Below are 20,521 nucleotides of genomic sequence, written 5' to 3'. Positions count from 1 at the left end.
AGCCATCCCGATCCTTTTGTCCCAATGTGACCGAACTGCGGGTGCTGGCAACCACCTTCTGGCCCGCCATCCTGCAATCGGCAGGCGATCGGCGTCCTGCCTGTCCGCACCTGCCATCCTGATCGCCATTCTGACCTGAGTGATGCAAAAATTGCACGATATGCATGCCGCCTGCAAAATCATCCCCTTGCCACGACAATGGGCAAATGGCCATCATCCCGACATATGGCCGTCAAATTGCCGTTACGAAAACCCGTTAACCATGTTGGCAAAAGCTGGCCGGGCCAGTGCCATCACCATTCCGCACGTGTTTCCGGGGCCTCGCGATCAGGCGCGCCCAAGACATGCCTGCCCAACCAGAGCGAGAGTTTCCGATGACCGCGATCTTCATCAACGAATTCCACTATGACAATGCCGGCGCCGATGAGGGCGAGTTCATCGAGATCGCAGGCCCTGCCGGCACCGATCTGACCGGATGGAGCGTCGTTTTGTACAACGGCAACAACGGTGCCATGTACGACACGCTGGCACTGTCGGGCGTATTGGCCGACATGGGGCAGGGGTATGGTACGCTGTCGCTGCCCGCGCCCGGCATCCAGAACGGATCGCCCGACGCCATCGCGTTGGTTGACGGCGCGGGCGCGGTCGTGCAATTCCTGGGCTACGAAGGGTCGATGACGGCGGTGGACGGGCCTGCAGTCGGCATGACATCGGTCGATGTGGGCGTGGCTGAGGATGGCGGCACCCCTGTCGGCATGTCGCTGCAACTGACCGGATCGGGGTCCGAGGCTGCCGATTTCACTTGGGTCCCTGCATCCGATGCGACCCCGGGTGCCGCCAATACCGGTCAGGATTTCGTCACCGGCCCGGCCGTGACCACCTATGCCATCGCCGATGCGCAGTCGGTCGAGGGCGACGCGGGCAACACCCTGATGACTTTCACCGTTACGCGCAGTGATGCGACGGGCGCGGCCAGCCTTGAATACACCACCGCTGACGGCACAGCCACGGCGGGCAGCGACTATACCGCCACCAATGGCACGGTGGATTTCGCAGATGGCCAGATCAGCGCCCAGATCCAGATCGCCATCAGTGGCGATACCGACCCCGAACTGCCCGAAACCTTCAGCGTCACCCTGATCGACCCGACCGGCACGCTGGCCATCACGCAGGCCACCGCCCAAGGCACGATCCTGAACGACGAAGTCACGCTGATCTCGACCATTCAGGGCAATGCCGAAACGCAGGGTGCGAACCCGGTCGGCGGATATGACAACCGCGATGCCAGTCCGCTGGTCGGGCAGGTCGTCACCATCGATGCGATCGTCGTGGGTGATTTCCAGAACGGCGACGGCGACGAAAGCCGCAGCCTTGGCGGCTTTTACCTGCAGGAACAGGATGCCGACGCCGATGGCGATGCGGGGACATCCGAAGGGATCTATGTCTTCGATGGCAGCTTCGGCACCGATGTCCAGATCGGCGACCGCGTGCGGGTCACCGGCACGGTCGGCGAATATTTCGGCCAGACCCAGATCGGCAGCGTTACCGATATTCAGGTCGTGTCCCAAGGCAATCCTCTGCCGACGGCGGCGGTTCTGCAACTGGGCGGCGACACCTCGCGCGATCAATCGGGGGGTTATCAGGCCGATCTGGAAGCCCACGAAGGGATGCTGGTCACCGTCCCCGACATGCTCACCATCACCGAGCAGTTCCAGCTGGACCGCTTCAACGAGATCACGCTGTTCGACACCAACGGCTTTGAGCAGACTGGTCCGGGCGGCACGACCATCACCGGCGAACGCCCCTTTACCTACAGCCAGTTCAACACCCCCGATGCCGCCGGCAATGACGCCTATCTGCAAGAGGTCGGCAGCCGTCAGGTCATCTATGACGACGGTCTGAACCAGCAGAACCAGCCCATCGACAATCTGGACGGGTTCCAGGGCTATTCGGACGCGACCGCGCCCTCGATGGGCGACACTGTCACGAACCTGACAGGGGTGCTGGATTACCAATGGGCGGGCAGCGCGACTTCGGGGACGACGTGGCGCATTCGCGCGACGCAGGACGGGCAGAACACGTTCGAAGACACCAACCCCCGCCCCGACGCCATCGCCGAGGTGGCAGGTAATATCAAGATCGCCAGCATGAACGTGCTGAATTTCTTTACCTCGATCAACGGGGCAGGCAACGAAGGCGTCGGCCCCGGTCTGGACCAGGACGGTCGCGGTGCCGACAGTGTCGAGGAATACGACCGCCAGCTGGCCAAGCTGACCACAGCCATCGAAGGCACCGGCGCCCATGTCATCGGGCTGGTCGAACTGGAAAACGACTTCCTTGATCCGGGCATGGCCCCCGGCGCGACCGGCGCGCAGGGCGACCGTGGCCTGCCGATCCAGGCGATCGTCACGGCGCTGAACGACAGCGCCGGTGCCGAGATCTGGTCCTGGGTCGATCCGGGCAGCGAATTCGTCGGCGATGATGCCATTGCCGGTGGCATGATCTATCGCGCGGACATGGTGCAGATCGCACCGGGGACCGCGCCCGCCTTCCTGACCGACGCGCAGGTCGATCCGACGCTGCTGGCGCAAAGCACCACGGGCAGCATTTTCGACGGCCCCTCGACCAGCCGCGCGTCCTTGGCAACCACGTTCGAGACGCTGTCGGGCGGCGATCAGATGACCGTCGTCGTCAACCACTTCAAATCCAAGGGCGGCAGCGGTGAAGGCGCCGATGCGGATGCGGGCGACGGGGCTGGCAATTTCAACAACCAGCGCGTTCTGGCCGCGCAGGCGCTGGACACCTGGCTGGACACAAACCCGACCGGATCGGACACGCCGAACCTGCTGCTGCTGGGCGACCTGAATTCTTATGCGTCCGAAGATCCGCTGGCCTATCTGGTCAACACGGCGGGCTTCGTCGATCTGGCCGCCGAATTCGTGGAACTGGGCTATTCCTACCTGTTCGACGCGATGCTGGGGGGGCTGGATTATGCCTTGGCCTCGCTGGAGATGTTCAACCACATCGTCGATGCGATCGAATGGAACATCAACTCGGACGAGGCTGATGCGCTGGATTACAACCTTGATTTCGGGCGCGATCCGTCGGCCTTTGACGGTGATACACCCTATCGCGCGTCCGACCACGACCCGATCGTGGTGGGCATCGATTTCGACAAGGATGACAGCCCCGTCACACCCGACATCTATGACGGTGCCAGCTTCGAGGGTGATTTTGCCCCGACCGGCGCGCTGTCGCTGGACCACAAGGCATCCTTCAGCCTCGAAGGCGCCGAGATTTCGGCCCATGCGGCGGGGCGTCTGTATGTGACCGCATCGACCGGCCTGCAGGTCGTGGACATCACCGACCCCTCGGCCCCGGTGCTGACCAAGGCCATCGACTTTACCGCAGCGGGCTTCGATTTCGCGACGACCGACATCACCTCGGTCGCGACGAATGGCAGCGTTGTCGCGGTGGCCTTGCCCGCCGATCCCAAGACGGACGCGGGGCAGGTGGTCATCCTTGATCTGGACGGCAATCTGGTCACCAGTTTCGATACCGGCGCGCTGCCCGACATGCTGACCTTTACGCCCGACGGCACCAAGCTGCTGGTCGCCAACGAAGGCGGGCCTGTCGATCTGTCGCTGTCGAACCCCAAGGGCGGCGTGACGGTGATCGACCTTGCGGCAGGCACGGTCACCCAAGTGGATTTCACCGCTTTCGACGGGCAGGAAAACGCCCTGCGGCAGGCCGGCGTGCGGATTTTCGACGGCCAAAGCGTGTCCGACGATCTGGAACCGGAATATATCGCCATCTCGGCCGACGGGTTGACCGCTATGGTCACCCTGCAAGAGGCGAACGCCGTCGCCGTTCTTGACCTGACCACCAATACCTTCGACCGCATCGTTCCCCTTGGCGGCAAGGATTTCGCGGGGCTGCTGGCCGATTTCTCGGACCGCGACGCCGGGATCAACCTGACGACCGGCAATCCGGTGATCGGACAGTTCATGCCGGATGCGATCTCGTCCTATACCGGCGCGGATGGGCGCGACTACTATGTCATCGCCAATGAAGGCGACGACCGCGATGATTTCGCCCCGGGTGGCGACAGCACGCGCCTGAAAGACGTGACGCTGGACCCGACGACATTCCCGGATGCCGAAACCCTGCAGGCCGATGAAAATCTGGGCCGCCTGAACGTCTCGGGGTCGTCGCTGCTGGATGGCGATACGGATGGCGACGGCGATATCGACCAGATCCTGACCTATGGGGGGCGGTCCTTCTCGATCCTGGATCAGGACGGGCGGATGGTCTTCGACAGTGGCGATGCGCTGGAACGCATTCTGGCCGAGCAATATCCCGACCTGTGGGATGACGGGCGGTCGGACAACAAGGGGCCGGAACCCGAAGGCGTCACCATCGGACGGATCGGTGACAGCACCTATGCCTTTGTCGGGCTGGAACGCGCCAACACCACGATGATCTTTGACATCACCGACCCCGCCAATGTCAGCTTCGTCACCACCGCCGGACAGGCGGGCGATACCGGCCCCGAAGGCACCCTGTTCATCCCCGCCGAAGACAGCCCGACGGGCGAGGCGCTGTATATCGTCACCAACGAAGGTTCGGCCACCATCGGCATCTATGGGGTCGAAGAAACCCCCGCGCCGGTATCCGAGACCTTCACGCTGGAACTGCTGCACTTCTCGGACCAGGAGGGATCGACCAGTGCGCTGGCCGATGCGCCGAACCTGTCGGCCGTGCTGAACGGGTTGCGCGGTCAGGATCTGGGCGATGACGGCCTTGCCGACAACACGCTGACCCTGTCGTCGGGGGACGCCTTTATCGGGTCGCCCTTTTATGACGCATCGCAGGCGGTCTTCGGGTCCAAGGGCATCGCCGACATCCAGATCCAGAACGAGCTGGGCGTGCAGGCCATGTCGCTTGGCAACCATGAATTCGACTTTGGCACCGCGAACTTGGCCGGGCTGATCAGCGGCGATGCGCCGGGTGACATCCTGGGCGCCGATTTTGCGGGGGCGATGTTCCCCTATCTGTCGGCCAACCTTGATTTTGCGACCGATCCCGCCCTTGCGGGTTTGCAGGTCGCGGGCGGACAGGCCCCGCAGGCGGGCACCGTCACATCATCGGTGGTGATGTCGATGGACAGCGAACAGACCGGCCAGACGGAGCTGGTGGGCATTGTCGGCGCGACCACCCCGACGCTGGCGCGGATTTCGTCGCCGGGTTCGGTGGGTATCACGCCGGGTGCGTTCGACAACGATCCCACCCCCGAACAGCTGGACGCCCTTGCCGCCCAGATCCAGTCCGAGGTGGACGCCCTGCTGGCCGCCAACCCGGGCATGGACAAGGTCATCCTGCTGGCCCACATGCAGGTTCTGGGCATCGAGGAACAGCTGGCCCCGCGCCTGTCGGGCGTCGATGTGATCGTGGCGGGCGGGTCGAACACGCGTCTCTTTGACGAAGATGACCGCTCCCGCGACGGGGACAGCGATCAGGGCCAATACCCGATCTTTACGACCGATGCCGATGGCCACCCGATTGCGGTGGTCAATACCGACGGCAGCTATAAATACGTCGGGCGTCTGGTGGTCGATTTCGACGCCGATGGGCATATCATCCCCGAAAGCTATGACGCCGCGGTCTCGGGGGCCTATGCGACCGACGATCAGGGTGTCGCCGATCTGGGTGCGCAGGACCTGGTCGATCCGGAAATCCAGGCGATCGTGGATCAGCTGGAGGCTGAAATCATCGCCACCCAGTCCAATGTCTTCGGCTATTCGGACGTGTTCCTGAACGGCAACCGCACGGGTACCGATGCAGGCCAGGATGCCGATGGCGTGCGCACGCAGGAAACCAACCTTGGCAACCTGACCGCGATGGCCAATCTGGATTACGCCAAGGGGTATGACGGCAGCGTCATGGTCTCGATCAAGAATGGCGGGGGGATCCGCGCGTCCATCGGGGAAACGGTGGTGCCTGCGGGTGGCACGGCCCCCGTGCGCCTGCCCAATGGCGAATTGGTCGATGCCGACGGCAACATCATCAAGCCCGAGGGGGCGATTTCGCAAAACGACATCGCCTCGGCGCTGGCGTTCAACAACGGGCTGTCGCTGGTCACCATGTCCCCGGCGGAGCTGCTGCAGATTCTGGAACATGCGGCCGCATCTGCGGGTGGTGGCGCGTTCGGGCAATTCGCGGGCATCAGCTTCAGCTTCGATCCCGACCTGCCTGCGGGCGAACGGGTGACGCAGGCCGATATCGTGGACGGGAACGGCGCATCCACTCTGCCGCTGGTCCGCAATGGCGTGATCGTCGCCGACCCCGATCTGGCGATCCGCACGGTGACGCTGAACTTCCTGATCCCGAACGGTGACGGCTATCCCTTCGATCTGGCGAACCCGGACCGTGTGGACCTGTTCGATCTGGACGGCGATGGTGTGGCTGACGGGTTGCGTGACGGCGTAGCCGAATTCGCCGATAACGGCACCGAACAGGATGCCTTTGCGGAATATTTGGCGGCCCATCACGGCACTGCCGCCGCTGGCTATGATCAGGCGGATACGGGGCGCGATCAGGATCTGGGCATCACCAACCTCGGGTTCACCAGCCAGAGCGTGCGGCTGGATGACGCCGGTACCGCCAGCTGGTCGCAGATCACCCAGACCTTCGACGGCGACGGAACACTGCGCGAACGGGTGATCGATGGCGACGACGGCGCGATCACGACGATCCGCTATGCCGCCGATGGCAGCAAGCTGACGGCGACCACCGCCGACAGCGCCGATCTGACGCCCCGCGCCTCCACGACGGATGTCTTCGACGCCGATGGCAACCTGTCCCGGCGCGAGGTTCTGCTGGACGACGGTCGCACCAAGACCGCGATCTATGAAGGCGGTCAGCAGGTCGGCCAGTTGATCGAGGGCACCGACGGGTCGTCGATCGCGCGCAGCTATATGGATGGCGCGCTGACCCAGACCCGTTGGACAGCGGCGGATGGCGATCAGAACGTCCGCGCCGAGGCGGGCGATGATATCGTCTTCGGCGGTGCGGGTGACGATAAGCTGGTGGGCGGCGCGGGTGACGATACCTTCGTCTTCTTAGAGCCGGGCTTCGGGCAGGACCGCATCGCCGATTTCGACCTGGACGGCGACGACCTTCTGGACCTGACGGGGCTGGGCATCCAGTCGCTGGCCGATCTGCAGGCCATCGGCACGATCCAGCAGCAAGGGGCGGATGTGGTCATCCAGATCGACGACGACAGCATCACCCTGTCGGGCAACCAGCTGGCCGATCTGACCGATCAGGACTTCTTCGTGCTGAACATCGGCTGAACCTGTGGCCCGTGGCCCTTCCGGGGCCCGGGCCGGTCATGCCTTGTCGATCCTTGCAAAGGCTGACATCACCACCCGCTCGGATTGGTCCAGATAGGTCGCCAGCCGTTCACTGGCCGCCTGCGGCTGATCCTGCTGCAGCAGCGCGACGATCTGCTGGTTCGCCTCGATGAAGGGCGCGTGCAGCAGTTCGGGCGCATCCATCAGCCCGAAGGCCAGCCGCAGTTCGGCAGTGATCTGCGCAAAGAATCCCGCCAGCCGCGGGCTGTCGGCCAGATCGACGATGGCGGCGTGGAACTCCATGTTCGCGCTGCCCACCGCCAGCCAGTCATCCCTGTCGCGTGCCGCCAAGGCCGATGCGACGGCATCCGCCATGCGCCCCACGGCGGCATGGCGCGGCCAGGCCTGCGCCAGTGCCGGGATCTCGATCAGGCGGCGGATGCGATAGATGTCCAGGATCGTCCCCATCGAGGGCACGGCCACCGACATGCCGCGATTGGGCAGATGGGTCAGCAGCCCTTCACGGGTCAGCAGGCGGAACACCTCGCGCAGGGTATTGCGCGACACGTCCAGTTCCCCCGCAAGCCGCGCTTCGGACAGGCGTTCTCCGGGGCGCAATTCCCCCGAGGTGAGTCTTGCGCGCAATCGGCTGGCGGTTTCCTCGGCCAATCCCGGGGTGGTGGTCTGACGTGTCATCATCGGTCCCTATTCCTGCCCCGAATTGATCGGAATGCCGCCGAATGAACAAGAGCGAAGCCCCCATTGCCTGATTTATCGGCAATATCACGGCGCAACCTTTCCGATTGTTCAACAAAAAACATCGGATCATCACAAAAAAATTGACCGATCGTGGGTCCGTCCGTCAGCTTCGGGTTAATCGAAAATCAAATTCAGGGAGATACCGCCTATGCAAGTCCTCGAACGGCCTGACAACGCAACCCTGCGCGGCGGTCTGATCGCCGCGATTTTCCTGATGGCGACATCGGCCATCGGGCCGGGCTTCATCACGCAGACGGCGACCTTCACCGCGCGAATGGGATCGGCCTTCGCCTTTGCCATCCTCGTGTCGGTCATCATCGACTTCGTGGTCCAGCTGAACATCTGGCGCATCACCGCGCTGACCGGCCGCCGCGCGTCGCAAACGGCGAACATGGCGATCCCGGGGGCGGGCTTCCTTTTGGCGGTGCTGGTCATCATCGGTGGTCTGGCCTTCAACGTCGGCAATATCGCGGGCGCGGGTCTGGGTCTGAACGCGATGCTGGGTCTGGAACCCAAGATCGGCGGCGCGCTGTCGGCGGTGCTGGCGATCGGCATCTTTCTGTCGCGCCGTGCGGGCCTGTTGCTGGACCGGATGATCATCGGGCTGGGGCTGGTGATGATCGTGCTGACGGTCTTTGTCGCGCTGGTATCCAACCCGCCCGTGGGCGAGGCGCTGCGTCAGGCGGTCTTCCCCGACTTCATAGATTTCGCCACCATCACCACCATCGTCGGCGGCACGGTCGGCGGCTATATCACCTATTCCGGCGCGCATCGCCTGCTGGACAAGGGGCTGACCGGTCCGCAGAACCTCGGCGCCGTCACGCGCGCGGCCCTGACCGGCATTGCGGTCACCGGCGTCATGCGCTTCGTGCTGTTCCTCGCCATCCTTGGGGTCGTGGCCTCGGGCGTGACGCTGGACCTGTCGGGTCAGGCGGCCAACCCTGCGGCGCAGGCGTTCTCGGTCGCGGCGGGCGAATGGGGCATGCGTGTCTTTGGCATCGTGCTGTGGGCGGCGGCGCTGACTTCGGTCATCGGGGCGGCTTATACCTCGGTCAGCTTCCTTGACGTTTTCGGCGTCCGGTCTGATCGTGCGCGCAGCATCGCCACCGTGGTCTTCATCGCGTTTTCGCTGCTGGTCTATGTCGCCATGGGCACGGCGCCTGCGGCGATCCTGGTCTTTGTCGGTGGTTTCAACGGCTTGATCCTGCCGATCGGTCTGACGATCTTTACCTACATCGGCTTTGCGCGCAGCGACCTGATGGGCGGGCACCGTTATAACCGACTGCTGCTGTGGGCCAGTGCTGCGACCTGTGCATTGACCTGGTACATGGGGGCCGTTTCGGTCAGCACCATCTTTGCCTTCCTGGGCCAGTAAAGGGGAAACACCATGACGACGATCGATCTGAACAGTGATCTGGGCGAGGGCTATGGCGCTTGGCAAATGGGCGATGATGTCGCGATGCTGGATATCGTCAGTTCTGCCAATGTGGCCTGCGGATTTCACGCGGGCGACCCGCGGGGGCTGATGGCGACGCTGGAACAGGCCGCTGCCCGTGGCGTGGCGGTGGGGGCGCATGTGTCCTATCCCGATCGCGTGGGGTTCGGTCAACGCAACATGGATGTGGCCCCCGACGAGCTGCGTGCCGATGTGATCTACCAGATCGGCGCGTTGCAGGGGCTGGCGCGGGCGGCGGGCACACGCGTCACCTATGTCAAACCGCATGGCGCGCTTTATAACACCATCGCGCAGGATGCGGGGCAGGGGGATGCGGTGATCGCTGCCATTCGGGCCATCGCCCCCGATCTGGTGCTGATGGGTCTGGCGGGCGCCCCCATTCTTGATCGCGCCCGCGCCGCCGGACTGCGCGTCGTGGCCGAGGCTTTTGCCGACCGCGCATACACCCCCGAAGGTGCGCTGGTCTCGCGCCGTCAGGCGGGCGCGGTGCTGCATGATCCGGAAACCGTGGCGGTCCGCATGGTCCAGCTGGCGACCACCGGGGTCATCCAGGCCGTGGACGGGTCGGACCTGCATCTGCAGGCCGACAGCATCTGCGTGCATGGCGACAGCCCGGGCGCGGTGCAGATGGCGGCGCAGATCCGTCAGGCGCTGTTGGCGCGGGGCGTGACCATCGCAGCCTTCGCAGGTGCCGCATGACCCCGGCCGAGGCACGGGCCATCTGCCGCAACGGTCCCCCCCGCCCCACCGCCGGAATGGCGCGCAGGTTTACGCAATGCAACATGATATCGCTGCCGCGCGATTGGGCCTGGGATTTTCTGCTGTTCGCGCAGCGAAACCCCAAGCCCTGTCCCGTCCTGGACGTGACCGACCCCGGCAGCCATGTCACGGCCCTGGCCCCCGATGCCGATCTGCGCAGCGACCTGCCGCTTTACCGCATCTGGCGCGACGGGGTCCTGGCGCAGGAAACGCCCGACGCGACCGCTGCCTGGGCGGAACATCCCGACCTGGTCAGCTTTCTGATCGGCTGTTCCTTCACCTTCGAGGCGGGGCTGCTGGCGGCGGGCATTCCCGTCGCGCATGTCGAACAGGGCTGCAACGTGCCGATGTATCTGACCGACCGCGCATGCCGCCCGGCGGGCCGGCTGTCGGGGCGGATGGTCGTGTCGATGCGACCCATTCCCGCCGATCGCGTGGCCGAGGCTGTGATGATCTCGGGGCGGATGCCGGCGGTGCATGGGGCGCCCGTGCATGTGGGCGACCCCGCCGCACTGGGCATCACCGACCTGTCGCGGCCCGATTTCGGCGATCCGGTGGCGATCGGGCCGGGACAGGTGCCGGTCTTCTGGGCCTGCGGGGTGACGCCACAGGCGGCGGTCATGGCATCGCGCCCGCCTTTTGCCATCACCCATGCGCCGGGGCACATGTTCATCACCGACACGCCCGACACCCGGTGGCAGACATGACCGCGCGCTTCCTGCCCGTCGGCCCCCGCTGCCTGCTGGTCGAGCTGGCGGATCTGGATGCGACGCTGGCCCTGTTCGACGCGCTGCTGGCCGATCCCGTCCCCGGCGTGGCCGAGATCGTCCCCGCCGCCCGCACCCTGATGATCACCACCGATCCGGGCGTGGCCGCCGATGCGGCGCTGGCCGGTGCCATCGCCCGTCGCCAGCCCGCCCCCGGCACAGCCCCTGCGCCGCGCAGCACCGAAACGGTGGAAATCCCCGTCACCTATGATGGCGAGGATCTGCGCGACGTGGCCCACCATATGGGCCTGACCACCGATCAGGTCATCGCCGCCCACCAGGAGGTGCTGTGGCAGGTGGCCTTTTGCGGTTTCGCACCCGGTTTCGCCTATATGACCTGCGACGATGCCCGCTTTGACCTGCCGCGCCGTTCCGCGCCGCGGACCCGCATCCCGGCAGGGTCGGTCGCGCTGGCGGGCCGGTTCTGCGGCGTCTATCCGCAGGAGACGCCCGGTGGCTGGCAGTTGATCGGCCGGACCGAGCTGCCAATGTTCGACCTGACGCGCGACCCTTCGGCCTTGCTGCGTCCCGGTGTGCGGGCGCGCTTTGTCGAAGGGGCCGCCAGGGTTCATGCCGTGGCAACGCCCGCGCCCGCGACGACCTCGACCGGCTTGGCTGTGGTCCAGACCGCCTTTCCGATCCTGGTGCAGGATGCGGGGCGGATGGGGCAGGCAGGGCAGGGGGTCTCGGCCTCGGGGGCGTTGGATCTGGGGGCGTTGCGGCGCGCGAATCGCGCGGTGGGCAATCCCGCAAACGACCCGGCGCTGGAAATCACCCTTGGTCCCGTCCGCCTGCGCGCCGATTGCGCCATGACGCTGGCCCTGGCCGGCGCGGGACAGGCGGTGGTGATCCATCCGCAGGGCCGCACGACCGTCGCGCCGGGCGCGGCCTTTGCGCTGGATGCGGGCGATCAGGTCCAGATCGATCCGCCCGCGCGCGGCATGCGCAGCTATCTGGCGCTGCGCGGTGGGTTCGATGTGGCGCCGGTTCTGGGGTCCGCCGCGACGGACACGCTGGCCCATATCGGACTGCCCGCGCTGACATCCGGCGATGCCATCGCGCCTGCCGGACGTCCCGCAGGCGCGGTGGCAGGTCCACCGCCCGCCCCCACCCTGCCCGCCGGGGATCAGGTCGTCGAATTGCCCGTGACCCTTGGACCCCGCACCGATTGGTTCAGCGCCGAGATGGTCGCACGGTTCCTGGAACAGGACTGGCAAGTGACGGCCCAATCCTCGCGCGTGGGGATACGGCTGTCGGGTGAGGCCCTGAGCCGCGATGCCAGCGAACTGCCGTCCGAGGGCACGGCCACCGGTGCCATCCAGATCCCGCATTCGGGCCAGCCGGTGCTGTTTCTGGCCGATCACCCGCTGACCGGCGGCTATCCCGTCATCGCCACGGTTCAGCCGCAGGCGCTGGATCTGGCCGGTCAGATCCCGCCCGGCGCGCGCATCCGTTTCGTCACCGACACCCCCTTCGCCCCCATCACCCCGGAAGGCCAACCATGACCCTGTTCCATGACAGCGCCGATCTGCGCCCCATCGCCCGCCTGCTGATTGCCAATCGCGGCGAAATCGCCCTGCGGGTGATCCGTGCCTGCCGTGACATGGGCATCGAAACCATCGCGGTCTATGCCGATCCCGACCGCGACGCACCCTTCGTGCGCATGGCCGATCACGCCTATGCACTGGACGGGTTCCGCCCCGGCGACACTTATCTGGACCAGCGCAAGATCCTGGACATCGCTGCGCGTGCAGGTGCCGATACGATCCATCCCGGCTATGGCTTCCTTTCCGAAAACGCCGATTTCGCCCGCGCCGTGCAGGATGCGGGCATCATCTGGGTCGGCCCCGATCCCGATGTTATCGACGCGCTTGGCGACAAGATCCGCGCACGTGAAATCGCGCAGGCGGTCGGCGCACCCTTGGTGGCGGGCAGCCCCGGTCCGGTGGGCAGTGGCGCGGATGCGCTGGCCTTTGCGCGCGAACACGGCCTGCCCATCGCCATCAAGGCGGCGTTCGGCGGCGGTGGTCGCGGCATGAAGGTAGCGTGGGATCTGGATGAGGTCGAAGACCTATTCGACAGCGCCGTCCGCGAAGCGGTCACCGCCTTCGGTCGCGGCGAATGCTTTATCGAACAGTTTCTGGACCGCCCGCGTCACATTGAGGCGCAGGTGCTGGGCGACCGTCACGGCACCGTCAAGGTTCTTGGCACCCGCGACTGTTCCCTGCAGCGCCGCAACCAGAAGCTGGTCGAGGAAGCGCCCGCCCCCTTCCTGACCGACGACCAGCGCGACCGGATCCATCAGTCGGCCAAGGCGATCTGCGCCCATGCCGGCTACAGCGGTGCCGGCACAGTCGAGTTCCTGCTGTCGGCCAATGGCACGATATCTTTCCTCGAGGTGAACACGCGGCTTCAGGTCGAACACCCGGTGACCGAGGAAACCACCGGCGTCGATCTGGTGACCGCCATGATCCGCGTGGCCCAAGGCGCGGCCATCGCCGATGACAGCGTGCCGACCCCGCGCGGCCACGCCATCGAATTCCGCATCAACGCCGAGGATCCGGGCCGCGGCTTCCTGCCCACCCCCGGTCCCATCGATCTGTGGCAACCGCCCGGCGGTCCCGGCATCCGGCTGGACAGCGGCGTCGAACAGGGTGGTCAGGTCGCGGGCAGCTTCGACAGCATGATGGCCAAGCTGATCGTGACGGGGCAGGACCGCGAACAGGCGCTGGCGCGTGCCGCCCGCGCGCTGGACGAATTCCGCATCGAAGGCGTGGCCTCGGTCCTGCCGTTCCATCGCGCCGTCCTGACCACGCCCGAGTTCCGCGCCGAGGGTGGCGATTTCGGCGTCCATTGTCGCTGGATCGAGACGGATTTCGCCGACCGCCTTGCCGCCGCGGTCACCCCTGCCGCCCGTGTGACCCCCGTGACCGAAGCGCCGATGATGCGGCTGTCGATCGAGATCGATGGCAAGCGCCATGATCTGGCCTTGCCGCAGGGGATGTTGTCGATGGGGTCCATGGCCACACCGACGACCGACACCATCGAAGCCGCGGAACCCGGTGACATCACCGCCCCTGTTGCCGGGACATTGTCGCTGTGGCAGGCCGAAGACGGTGATGATGTTGCTGAAGGTCAGGTCATTGCCGTCATCGAGGCGATGAAGATGGAAACGCGAATCGAAGCCCATTGCGCCGGTCGCCTGACCCGCAAGGTCGAACAGGGCCAGACCCTGGCCCATGGTGCCCTGATCGCCGTTATCACAACCTGAGGCCGTCGTGCCCCCCGGTCTGATCGCGGATCGGGGGCATGCATCCGTTAAAATCGGCAAAACATTGCACAAAACGCTGTCGGCGACCTGTCGGGCACCATAGATCAGTGGCCTGATCCGTTTTCTGTTGCTAGCATTTGTTTGTTAAACGTTGCGATTTTACGAGGCCATGATGAAGCAGACCATCGACATGATGGGTCGTGATCCCCCACAGCTGGTGGGCAGGGCGGAATTCACGCTGGACATGATCCGAAACCTGCTTGTCGTGGCCGAAGCCACAGCCGAGGGCAGACCAGTGATGGTCGAGTTCCGCAGCTTCGGAGTCTGGGCCCTGACGCCCGAAGGCCACAGGTTGTTCGTCGGTCACGTCGAAAGCACCGACCCCGAAGACAGCTGAACTTCAGCCCGACACATATCCCGCCAGCGTGGCGGCGACGTCCCTGTCGTGCAGCTGGCGCAGCTGTGTGGCGAATGCGTGCTGCAGCGTGGCATCCTGCGCCAGGTCGCCGAAGATTGCCTCATTCGCCAGGAAGGCGGCGGGATCGGCGCGGGCCGCCAGCGCGCTGGTCTTCAGCTGGGCGTGTTGCGCATCATTCGGCGGGATCGGCGTGCCATCCTGCGTGGTGCCTTCGCAATAGCGGCACCACAGGGCCAGTTCCAACGCCAGCCCGTCAATGGTGCCACCCGTTGCTAGTCTGTCGCGCAAGGTTGGCAGGATGAACTTGGGCTGGCGGTTCGATCCGTCCAGACAGAGGCGCGGGATGGTGTCGCCGATGCGGGGGTTGGCGAAGCGCTGCAGGATGACCTGCAGGTAATCGGCAAAGCTGACGTCCGGGATCGGCTGAAGGGTCGGGATCACCTCGCGGGTTTCCAAGGCGGTCAGCCAGTCAACGATGCGGGGATCGGCCATGGCATCATGGACGAAATGATGCCCCAGCAGCGCGCCGGCATAGGCGATGGCCGCATGGCCGCCGTTCAGGATGCGCAGCTTCATCAGCTCGTGCCGGGCGACGTCCTGCACGAATTCGGCGCCGACGGTCTCCAACGCGGGGCGGCCTTGGGGGAAGTTGTCCTCCAGCACCCACTGGCGGAAAGGTTCGCAGACGACGGGGGCCGCGTCGATGATGCCGAACTGGTCGCGCACCAGATCGCGTTCCCGGTCCGAGGTCGCGGGCGTGATGCAATCCACCATCGAGTTCGGGAAGGCGATGTTCTTACCGATCCAATCGGCCAGCGCCGGGTCCGACAGTGCCGCCAACCCGCGCAGAGTCCGCGCGCAGACATGGCCGTTTTCCGGCAGGTTGTCGCAGGACAGCACAGTGAAGGGCGCATGACCCGCGTCACGTCGGGTGCGGATCGCGGCCAGCATCATGCCGAAGACGGTGCGCGGGCTGTCGGGGTTGGCGGCATCATGCGCCATGTCGGGGTGGGTCGCGTCAAAGCCGTCGGTCTTGGCATCGACGTAATAGCCGCCCTCGGTGATGGTCAGCGACACGATGCGGATGGCGGGGTCGGACATGCCCGAAATGACGGCTTGCGGATCGACGGGCAGGAAATCGACCATCGGCCCAAGGACGCGGGCCGAGAGCCCCTCGGGGTCCAGCTCGACCAGCGTGCTTAGCCAATCCTGATCGGCCAGACGGTCGCGCATCTCCGCATCGCCCGGACGCACGCCCGCGCCGACCAGCGCCCAGTCATGGTCGCGCCCCGAGGCGAACAGCCGGTCCAGATACCATGCCATATGCGCGCGGTGGAAGTTGCCCACCCCCACATGCAGGATGCCCGCCCGCAGGGCGCTGCGGTCATAGTCGGGCCGACCGACGTCCGGGGAGAGCGCGGCAAGGGCGGTTTGGGTTAGGGCAGTGGTCATGATCGGACCTTTCGTCAAGGCGACCCCTGCCGCGACGCGTGATGCGCGCGCGGGGTCGTTCGGATCGGGGTGAAGCGGGGGTCAGGCGATGCGGTCGCCTTGGGCGTCGAAGCGGTGGATCTTGGTGGGGTCGGGGGTCAGCCAGACCGTGTCGCCGTGATAGAGGTCGATCTCGCCCCCGGCGCGCACGGTGATGGTTTCGGCCAGCCCCGTATCCTCGACATAGAAGAAGGTGTCGCTGCCAAGGTGTTCGCTGACGCCGATACGGCCACGCCATTTGCCCTCGGTCGCGGAAACCTGGATGTGTTCGGGGCGCACGCCGATGGTGGTGGCGTCATGTTCCGCTGCCGCAGGGCCGTCGATCAGGTTCATCTTGGGGCTGCCGATAAAGCCCGCGACGAAGAGGTTCTTGGGTGCGCGATAAAGATCCATCGGGCTGCCGACCTGTTCGATGCGACCGGCATGCAGCACGACGATCTTGTCGGCCATGGTCATCGCCTCGACCTGGTCATGGGTCACATAGACCATGGTGGTCTTCAGGCGCTGGTGCAGTTCCGAAATCTCCAGCCGCATGCCGACGCGCAGGGCGGCATCAAGGTTCGACAGGGGTTCGTCGAACAAAAAGGCCGAGGGTTCGCGCACGATGGCCCGCCCGATGGCGACGCGCTGGCGCTGGCCACCCGACAGCTGGCCCGGACGGCGTTCCAGATAATCCGTCAGGTTCAGCGCCGCCGCGGCCGAGGCGATGCGCCGGTCCTGTTCGGCCTGATCGACATTCGCCATCCGCATCGGGAAGGCAATGTTCTTGCGGACCGACATATGCGGGTAAAGCGCATAGGACTGGAACACCATTGCCAGCCCGCGACGGGCGGGGGGTGTGGATGTGGCGTCATTGCCGTCGATCAGGATCTGGCCACCGCTGGTGTCTTCCAGCCCTGCGATCAGGCGCAGCAGGGTGGATTTCCCGCAGCCCGAGGGGCCGACGAAGACCACGAACTCGCCGTCCTCGATGTCCAGGTTCAGCGGCGGAATGACTTCGACCTCGCCAAAGCGTTTGGTCACGTTCTCAAGTGTGATGCGTCCCATGGTCGTCTCCTATTTCACGGCGCCGAAAGTCAGGCCGCGGACGAGTTGTTTCTGGCTGAACCAGCCCAGGATCAGGATCGGCGCGATGGCCATGGTCGAGGCCGCCGAAAGTTTGGCGTAAAACAGCCCTTCGGGGCTGGAATAGCTGGCGATGAAGGCGGTCAGCGGTGCTGCCTTGGCGGCGGTCAGGTTCAGCGTCCAGAACGCCTCGTTCCATGCAAGGATGATGTTCAGCAGCATGGTCGAGGCGATCCCCGGCACCGCCATCGGCGTCAGCACATAGAGGATTTCCGACTTCAGACCGGCACCGTCCATCCGCGCGGCTTCCAGGATCTCGCCCGGAATCTCGCGGAAATAGGTGTAAAGCATCCAGATGATGATCGGCAGGTTGATCAGCATCAGCACGGTGACCAGCGCGATGCGCGTGTCCAGAAGGCCGGTGTCGCGGAAAATCAGATACATCGGCACCAGCACGCCCACGGGGGGCAGCATCTTGGTGGACAGCATCCACATCAGCACATCCTTGGTGCGCTTGCCGGGCACGAAGGCCATGGCCCAAGCGGCAGGGATGGCGATGGCCAGACCGATCAGCGTCGAGCCGACCGAGATGACCACCGAATTCCAGAAGTGCCGGAAGTAGTTCGAGCGTTCCTGAACCGCGACATAGTTTTCCAGCGTCCAGTCAAAGTTGAAGAACTTCGGCGGGATGGCGATGGCGTCGGATTCGGATTTGAAGCTGGTCAGGACGGTCCACATGATCGGGAAGAAGATCAGCAGACCGACCGTCCAGGCGATGACAGTGACGATTGCCTTGCGGCGGTTGGTGACGGCACGGGACATGATATCGCTCCTTACGCGTCGAGGTTTTTGCCGATCATCCGCATCAGGAAGATCGCAACAATATTGGCCAAAATGATCGCCACCACGCCGCCTGCGGACCCAAGGCCGACATCGAACTGCAGCAGAGATTGCATGTAGACAAGGAAGGTCAGGTTGGTGCTGGCCGTGCCCGGACCGCCATTTGTGGTCACAAGAATCTCGGCAAAGACCGACAGCAGGAAGATGGTCTGGATCAGGATCACCACGGTGATGGCGCGCGACAGATGCGGCAAGGTGATGAACCAGAACCGCTTCAAGGGTGATGCGCCGTCCATTTCGGCGGCCTCCATCTGTTCGCCGTCCAGCGATTGCAGCGCGGTCAGCAGGATCAGCGCGGCAAAGGGCAGCCATTGCCAAGCCACGATGCCGATGATCGACATCAGCGGCGCTTGGGTCAGGAAATCATAAGGTTGCAGGCCCATGACCTTGGCCAACCAGGCAAAGATGCCGTTGACCGGGTTCATGAACATGTTCTTCCAGACCAGCGCCGAGACGGTCGGCATGACGAAGAACGGCGCCAGCACCAGCAGGCGCACGATGCCTTGTCCCCAGAAGGGTTGGTCCAGTAGCAGCGCGACCAGAACGCCGCCGATGACGGTGATCAGCAGCACTCCGCCCACAAGGGCAAGGGTGTTGAACAGAGCCGACGAAAAGGCCGGATCGGTCAGGAAATAGCGATAATTGTCCAAACCCGCCCAGCTTTCCATGCCGGGCATCAACAGGTTGTAACGCAGGACCGAGAAATACAGCGTCATCGACAGCGGGACGATCATCCAGGCCAGCAGCACAAGCACCGCCGGTGTGATCATCAGCCGGGCCGCGGTCCGGGATGCCTTGGTAGACATGGGGTCACCTTTCATCAATCGGCGCGCGGCTGGCGCGTCCGGCTTTGGGGTGGCGGGGAGAGATGGGATCGGGGGGCGAAGTCCGCCCCCCTAGGGCCTTACCGGCTTACTTGATGTAACCGGCGCGGGTCATTTCGCGCGTGGTCAGGGCCTGCGCGCTTTGCAGCGCCTGTTCGGCCGTGGTCTGCCCTGCAAGTGCAGCCGCCAGCTGCTGGCCGACCGCGGTGCCAAGGCCCTGGAATTCAGGGATCGCGACGAACTGGACGCCCGTATAGGGGACCGGATCGACCGTCGGGTTCTTGGGATCGGCGGCGTTGATGCTGTCCAGCGTCATCTTGGCAAAGGGCAGCTTCTGGTATTCGGCATTGTCATAGAGCGACTGACGAGTGCCCGGGGGGACGTTGGCCCAACCCTCTTTTTCCGCGACCATAGCGGTATATTCCTTGGACGTTGCCCAAGCGATGAATTCCTTGGCGGCATCGACATTCTGGCTGCCTGCGGGAACGGCCAGCGACCATGCCCACAACCAGTTGCCGCGCTTGCCCAGACCGTTATCGGGCGCCAGCGCGAAGCCGACCTGATCGGCCACGGTGGAATTGTCGGGGTTGGTCACAAAGCTGGCGGCGACGGTGGCGTCGATCCACATGCCGCATTTGCCCTGCTGGAACAGCGCCAGGTTTTCGTTGAACCCGTTGTTCGCCGCACCCGGAGGCCCGTATTCGTTCAGCATCATCAGATAATCGTCCAGCGTGGCTTTCCATGCCTCGCTGTCGAATTGCGGGTTCCATTCCTCATCGAACCAGCGCGCGCCGTAGCTGTTGGACATGGCGGTCAGGAAGGCCATGTTTTCGCCCCAGCCCGCTTTGCCGCGCAGACAGATGCCATAGATTTCGCCGTCCTTGTCGGTCATGCCGGCGGCGGCTTCCTTGATGAAGTCCCAGGTGGGCGCATCGGGCATTTCCAGCCCGGCCTTCTCCATCAGGTCCTTGCGATACATCACCATCGAGCTTTCGCCATAGAAGGGGGCCGCATAAAGCGAACCTTCGATGGTCAGGCCGTCACGAATGGCGGGCAGCAGATCGTCCACGTCATATTCGGCAGGCAGGTCGTCCAATGCGACCAGCCAGTCCTGCGCGCCCCAGATCGGAACCTCGTAGGTGCCGATGGTCATCACGTCATACTGGCCGCCTTTGGTGGCGATGTCGGTGGTGACGCGCTGGCGCAGGATGTTTTCTTCCAGCGTCACCCAGTCCAGTTCGATATCCGGATGCTTTTCGGTGAAATCAGCTGCCAGCGCCTGCATGCGGACCATGTCGCCGTTGTTCACGGTGGCGATGGTCAGCGTCGTCTTGTCCTGTGCAATGGCGGCACCGCCGATGGCACATAGGGCCGAAGCGCCCAGAAGGGCGCGCAATGTGGTGTTCATGAAGTCCTCCCTTGCCGGATGGGCAATTGCCCGACCGATGGGCATATG

The 20,521-nt window shown here is 64.7% G+C and carries 13 protein-coding genes; 7 read left to right on the top strand and 6 right to left on the bottom strand.

Going from position 1 to position 20,521, the window contains the following annotated elements; all coding sequences use genetic code 11:
• Nucleotides 1–374: 374 nt before the first annotated feature.
• Nucleotides 375–7,355, top strand: coding sequence for an ExeM/NucH family extracellular endonuclease (locus tag SJY40_RS15555; RefSeq protein ID WP_378948807.1), 6,981 nt, complete (start codon nt 375–377; stop codon nt 7,353–7,355).
• 36 nt (nt 7,356–7,391) lie between these two features.
• Here the strand turns inward: SJY40_RS15555 and SJY40_RS15550 are convergent, their stop codons facing one another.
• Entirely contained in the window at nt 7,392–8,051 is a 660-nt protein-coding gene (locus tag SJY40_RS15550; protein ID WP_378948804.1) for a GntR family transcriptional regulator, read from the bottom strand.
• A 211-nt stretch (nt 8,052–8,262) separates the two neighbouring features.
• Between SJY40_RS15550 and SJY40_RS15545 the strand changes: the two genes are divergently transcribed.
• The 6 genes from SJY40_RS15545 (at nt 8,263) to SJY40_RS15520 (ending at nt 14,764) form a co-directional block, all read left to right on the top strand.
• Complete coding sequence (locus SJY40_RS15545; RefSeq protein ID WP_378948802.1) at nt 8,263–9,489, top strand: NRAMP family divalent metal transporter; 1,227 nt, start codon at nt 8,263–8,265, stop codon at nt 9,487–9,489.
• 12 nt (nt 9,490–9,501) lie between these two features.
• A complete protein-coding gene (locus tag SJY40_RS15540; protein WP_378948799.1) occupies nt 9,502–10,269 on the top strand; it encodes a LamB/YcsF family protein in 768 nt (255 codons plus the stop codon).
• Nucleotides 10,266–11,036, top strand: a complete 771-nt coding sequence (locus SJY40_RS15535; protein ID WP_378948796.1) for a putative hydro-lyase — start codon at nt 10,266–10,268, stop codon at nt 11,034–11,036. The genes SJY40_RS15540 and SJY40_RS15535 overlap by 4 nt, the downstream gene beginning before the upstream one ends.
• A complete protein-coding gene (locus tag SJY40_RS15530) occupies nt 11,033–12,601 on the top strand; it encodes a carboxyltransferase domain-containing protein (RefSeq protein ID WP_378948793.1) in 1,569 nt (522 codons plus the stop codon). The genes SJY40_RS15535 and SJY40_RS15530 overlap by 4 nt, the downstream gene beginning before the upstream one ends.
• Complete coding sequence (locus SJY40_RS15525) at nt 12,598–14,367, top strand: acetyl/propionyl/methylcrotonyl-CoA carboxylase subunit alpha (RefSeq protein WP_378948790.1); 1,770 nt, start codon at nt 12,598–12,600, stop codon at nt 14,365–14,367. Before SJY40_RS15530 ends, SJY40_RS15525 begins: the two co-directional genes overlap by 4 nt.
• A gap of 169 nt (nt 14,368–14,536) precedes the next feature.
• Nucleotides 14,537–14,764 (top strand): hypothetical protein, encoded by a 228-nt coding sequence (locus SJY40_RS15520; protein ID WP_378948788.1) that lies wholly within the window; start codon nt 14,537–14,539, stop codon nt 14,762–14,764.
• A 3-nt stretch (nt 14,765–14,767) separates the two neighbouring features.
• Here the strand turns inward: SJY40_RS15520 and SJY40_RS15515 are convergent, their stop codons facing one another.
• The 5 genes from SJY40_RS15515 to SJY40_RS15495 form a co-directional block, all read right to left on the bottom strand.
• Nucleotides 14,768–16,237, bottom strand: a complete 1,470-nt coding sequence (locus SJY40_RS15515; protein ID WP_378948785.1) for a mannitol dehydrogenase family protein — start codon at nt 16,235–16,237, stop codon at nt 14,768–14,770.
• Between the two features lie 81 nt (nt 16,238–16,318).
• Nucleotides 16,319–17,323 carry an ABC transporter ATP-binding protein gene (locus tag SJY40_RS15510; RefSeq protein WP_378948782.1) on the bottom strand — a complete coding sequence of 335 codons (1,005 nt, stop codon included), beginning with the start codon at nt 17,321–17,323 and terminating at the stop codon, nt 16,319–16,321.
• Between the two features lie 9 nt (nt 17,324–17,332).
• Nucleotides 17,333–18,163, bottom strand: a complete 831-nt coding sequence (locus tag SJY40_RS15505; protein ID WP_378948779.1) for a carbohydrate ABC transporter permease — start codon at nt 18,161–18,163, stop codon at nt 17,333–17,335.
• An 11-nt stretch (nt 18,164–18,174) separates the two neighbouring features.
• A complete protein-coding gene (locus tag SJY40_RS15500) occupies nt 18,175–19,047 on the bottom strand; it encodes a carbohydrate ABC transporter permease (RefSeq protein ID WP_378948776.1) in 873 nt (290 codons plus the stop codon).
• A 106-nt stretch (nt 19,048–19,153) separates the two neighbouring features.
• Complete coding sequence (locus SJY40_RS15495) at nt 19,154–20,473, bottom strand: ABC transporter substrate-binding protein (protein ID WP_378948773.1); 1,320 nt, start codon at nt 20,471–20,473, stop codon at nt 19,154–19,156.
• Between the last annotated feature and the right edge of the window lie 48 nt (nt 20,474–20,521).

The sequence above is a fragment of the Paracoccus sp. R86501 genome, assembly GCF_042466435.1.
Taxonomy (GTDB): Bacteria; Pseudomonadota; Alphaproteobacteria; order Rhodobacterales; family Rhodobacteraceae; genus Paracoccus.
Note: the sequence above shows the minus strand (reverse complement) of the source record. Positions and strands in the feature narration are given on the sequence as shown.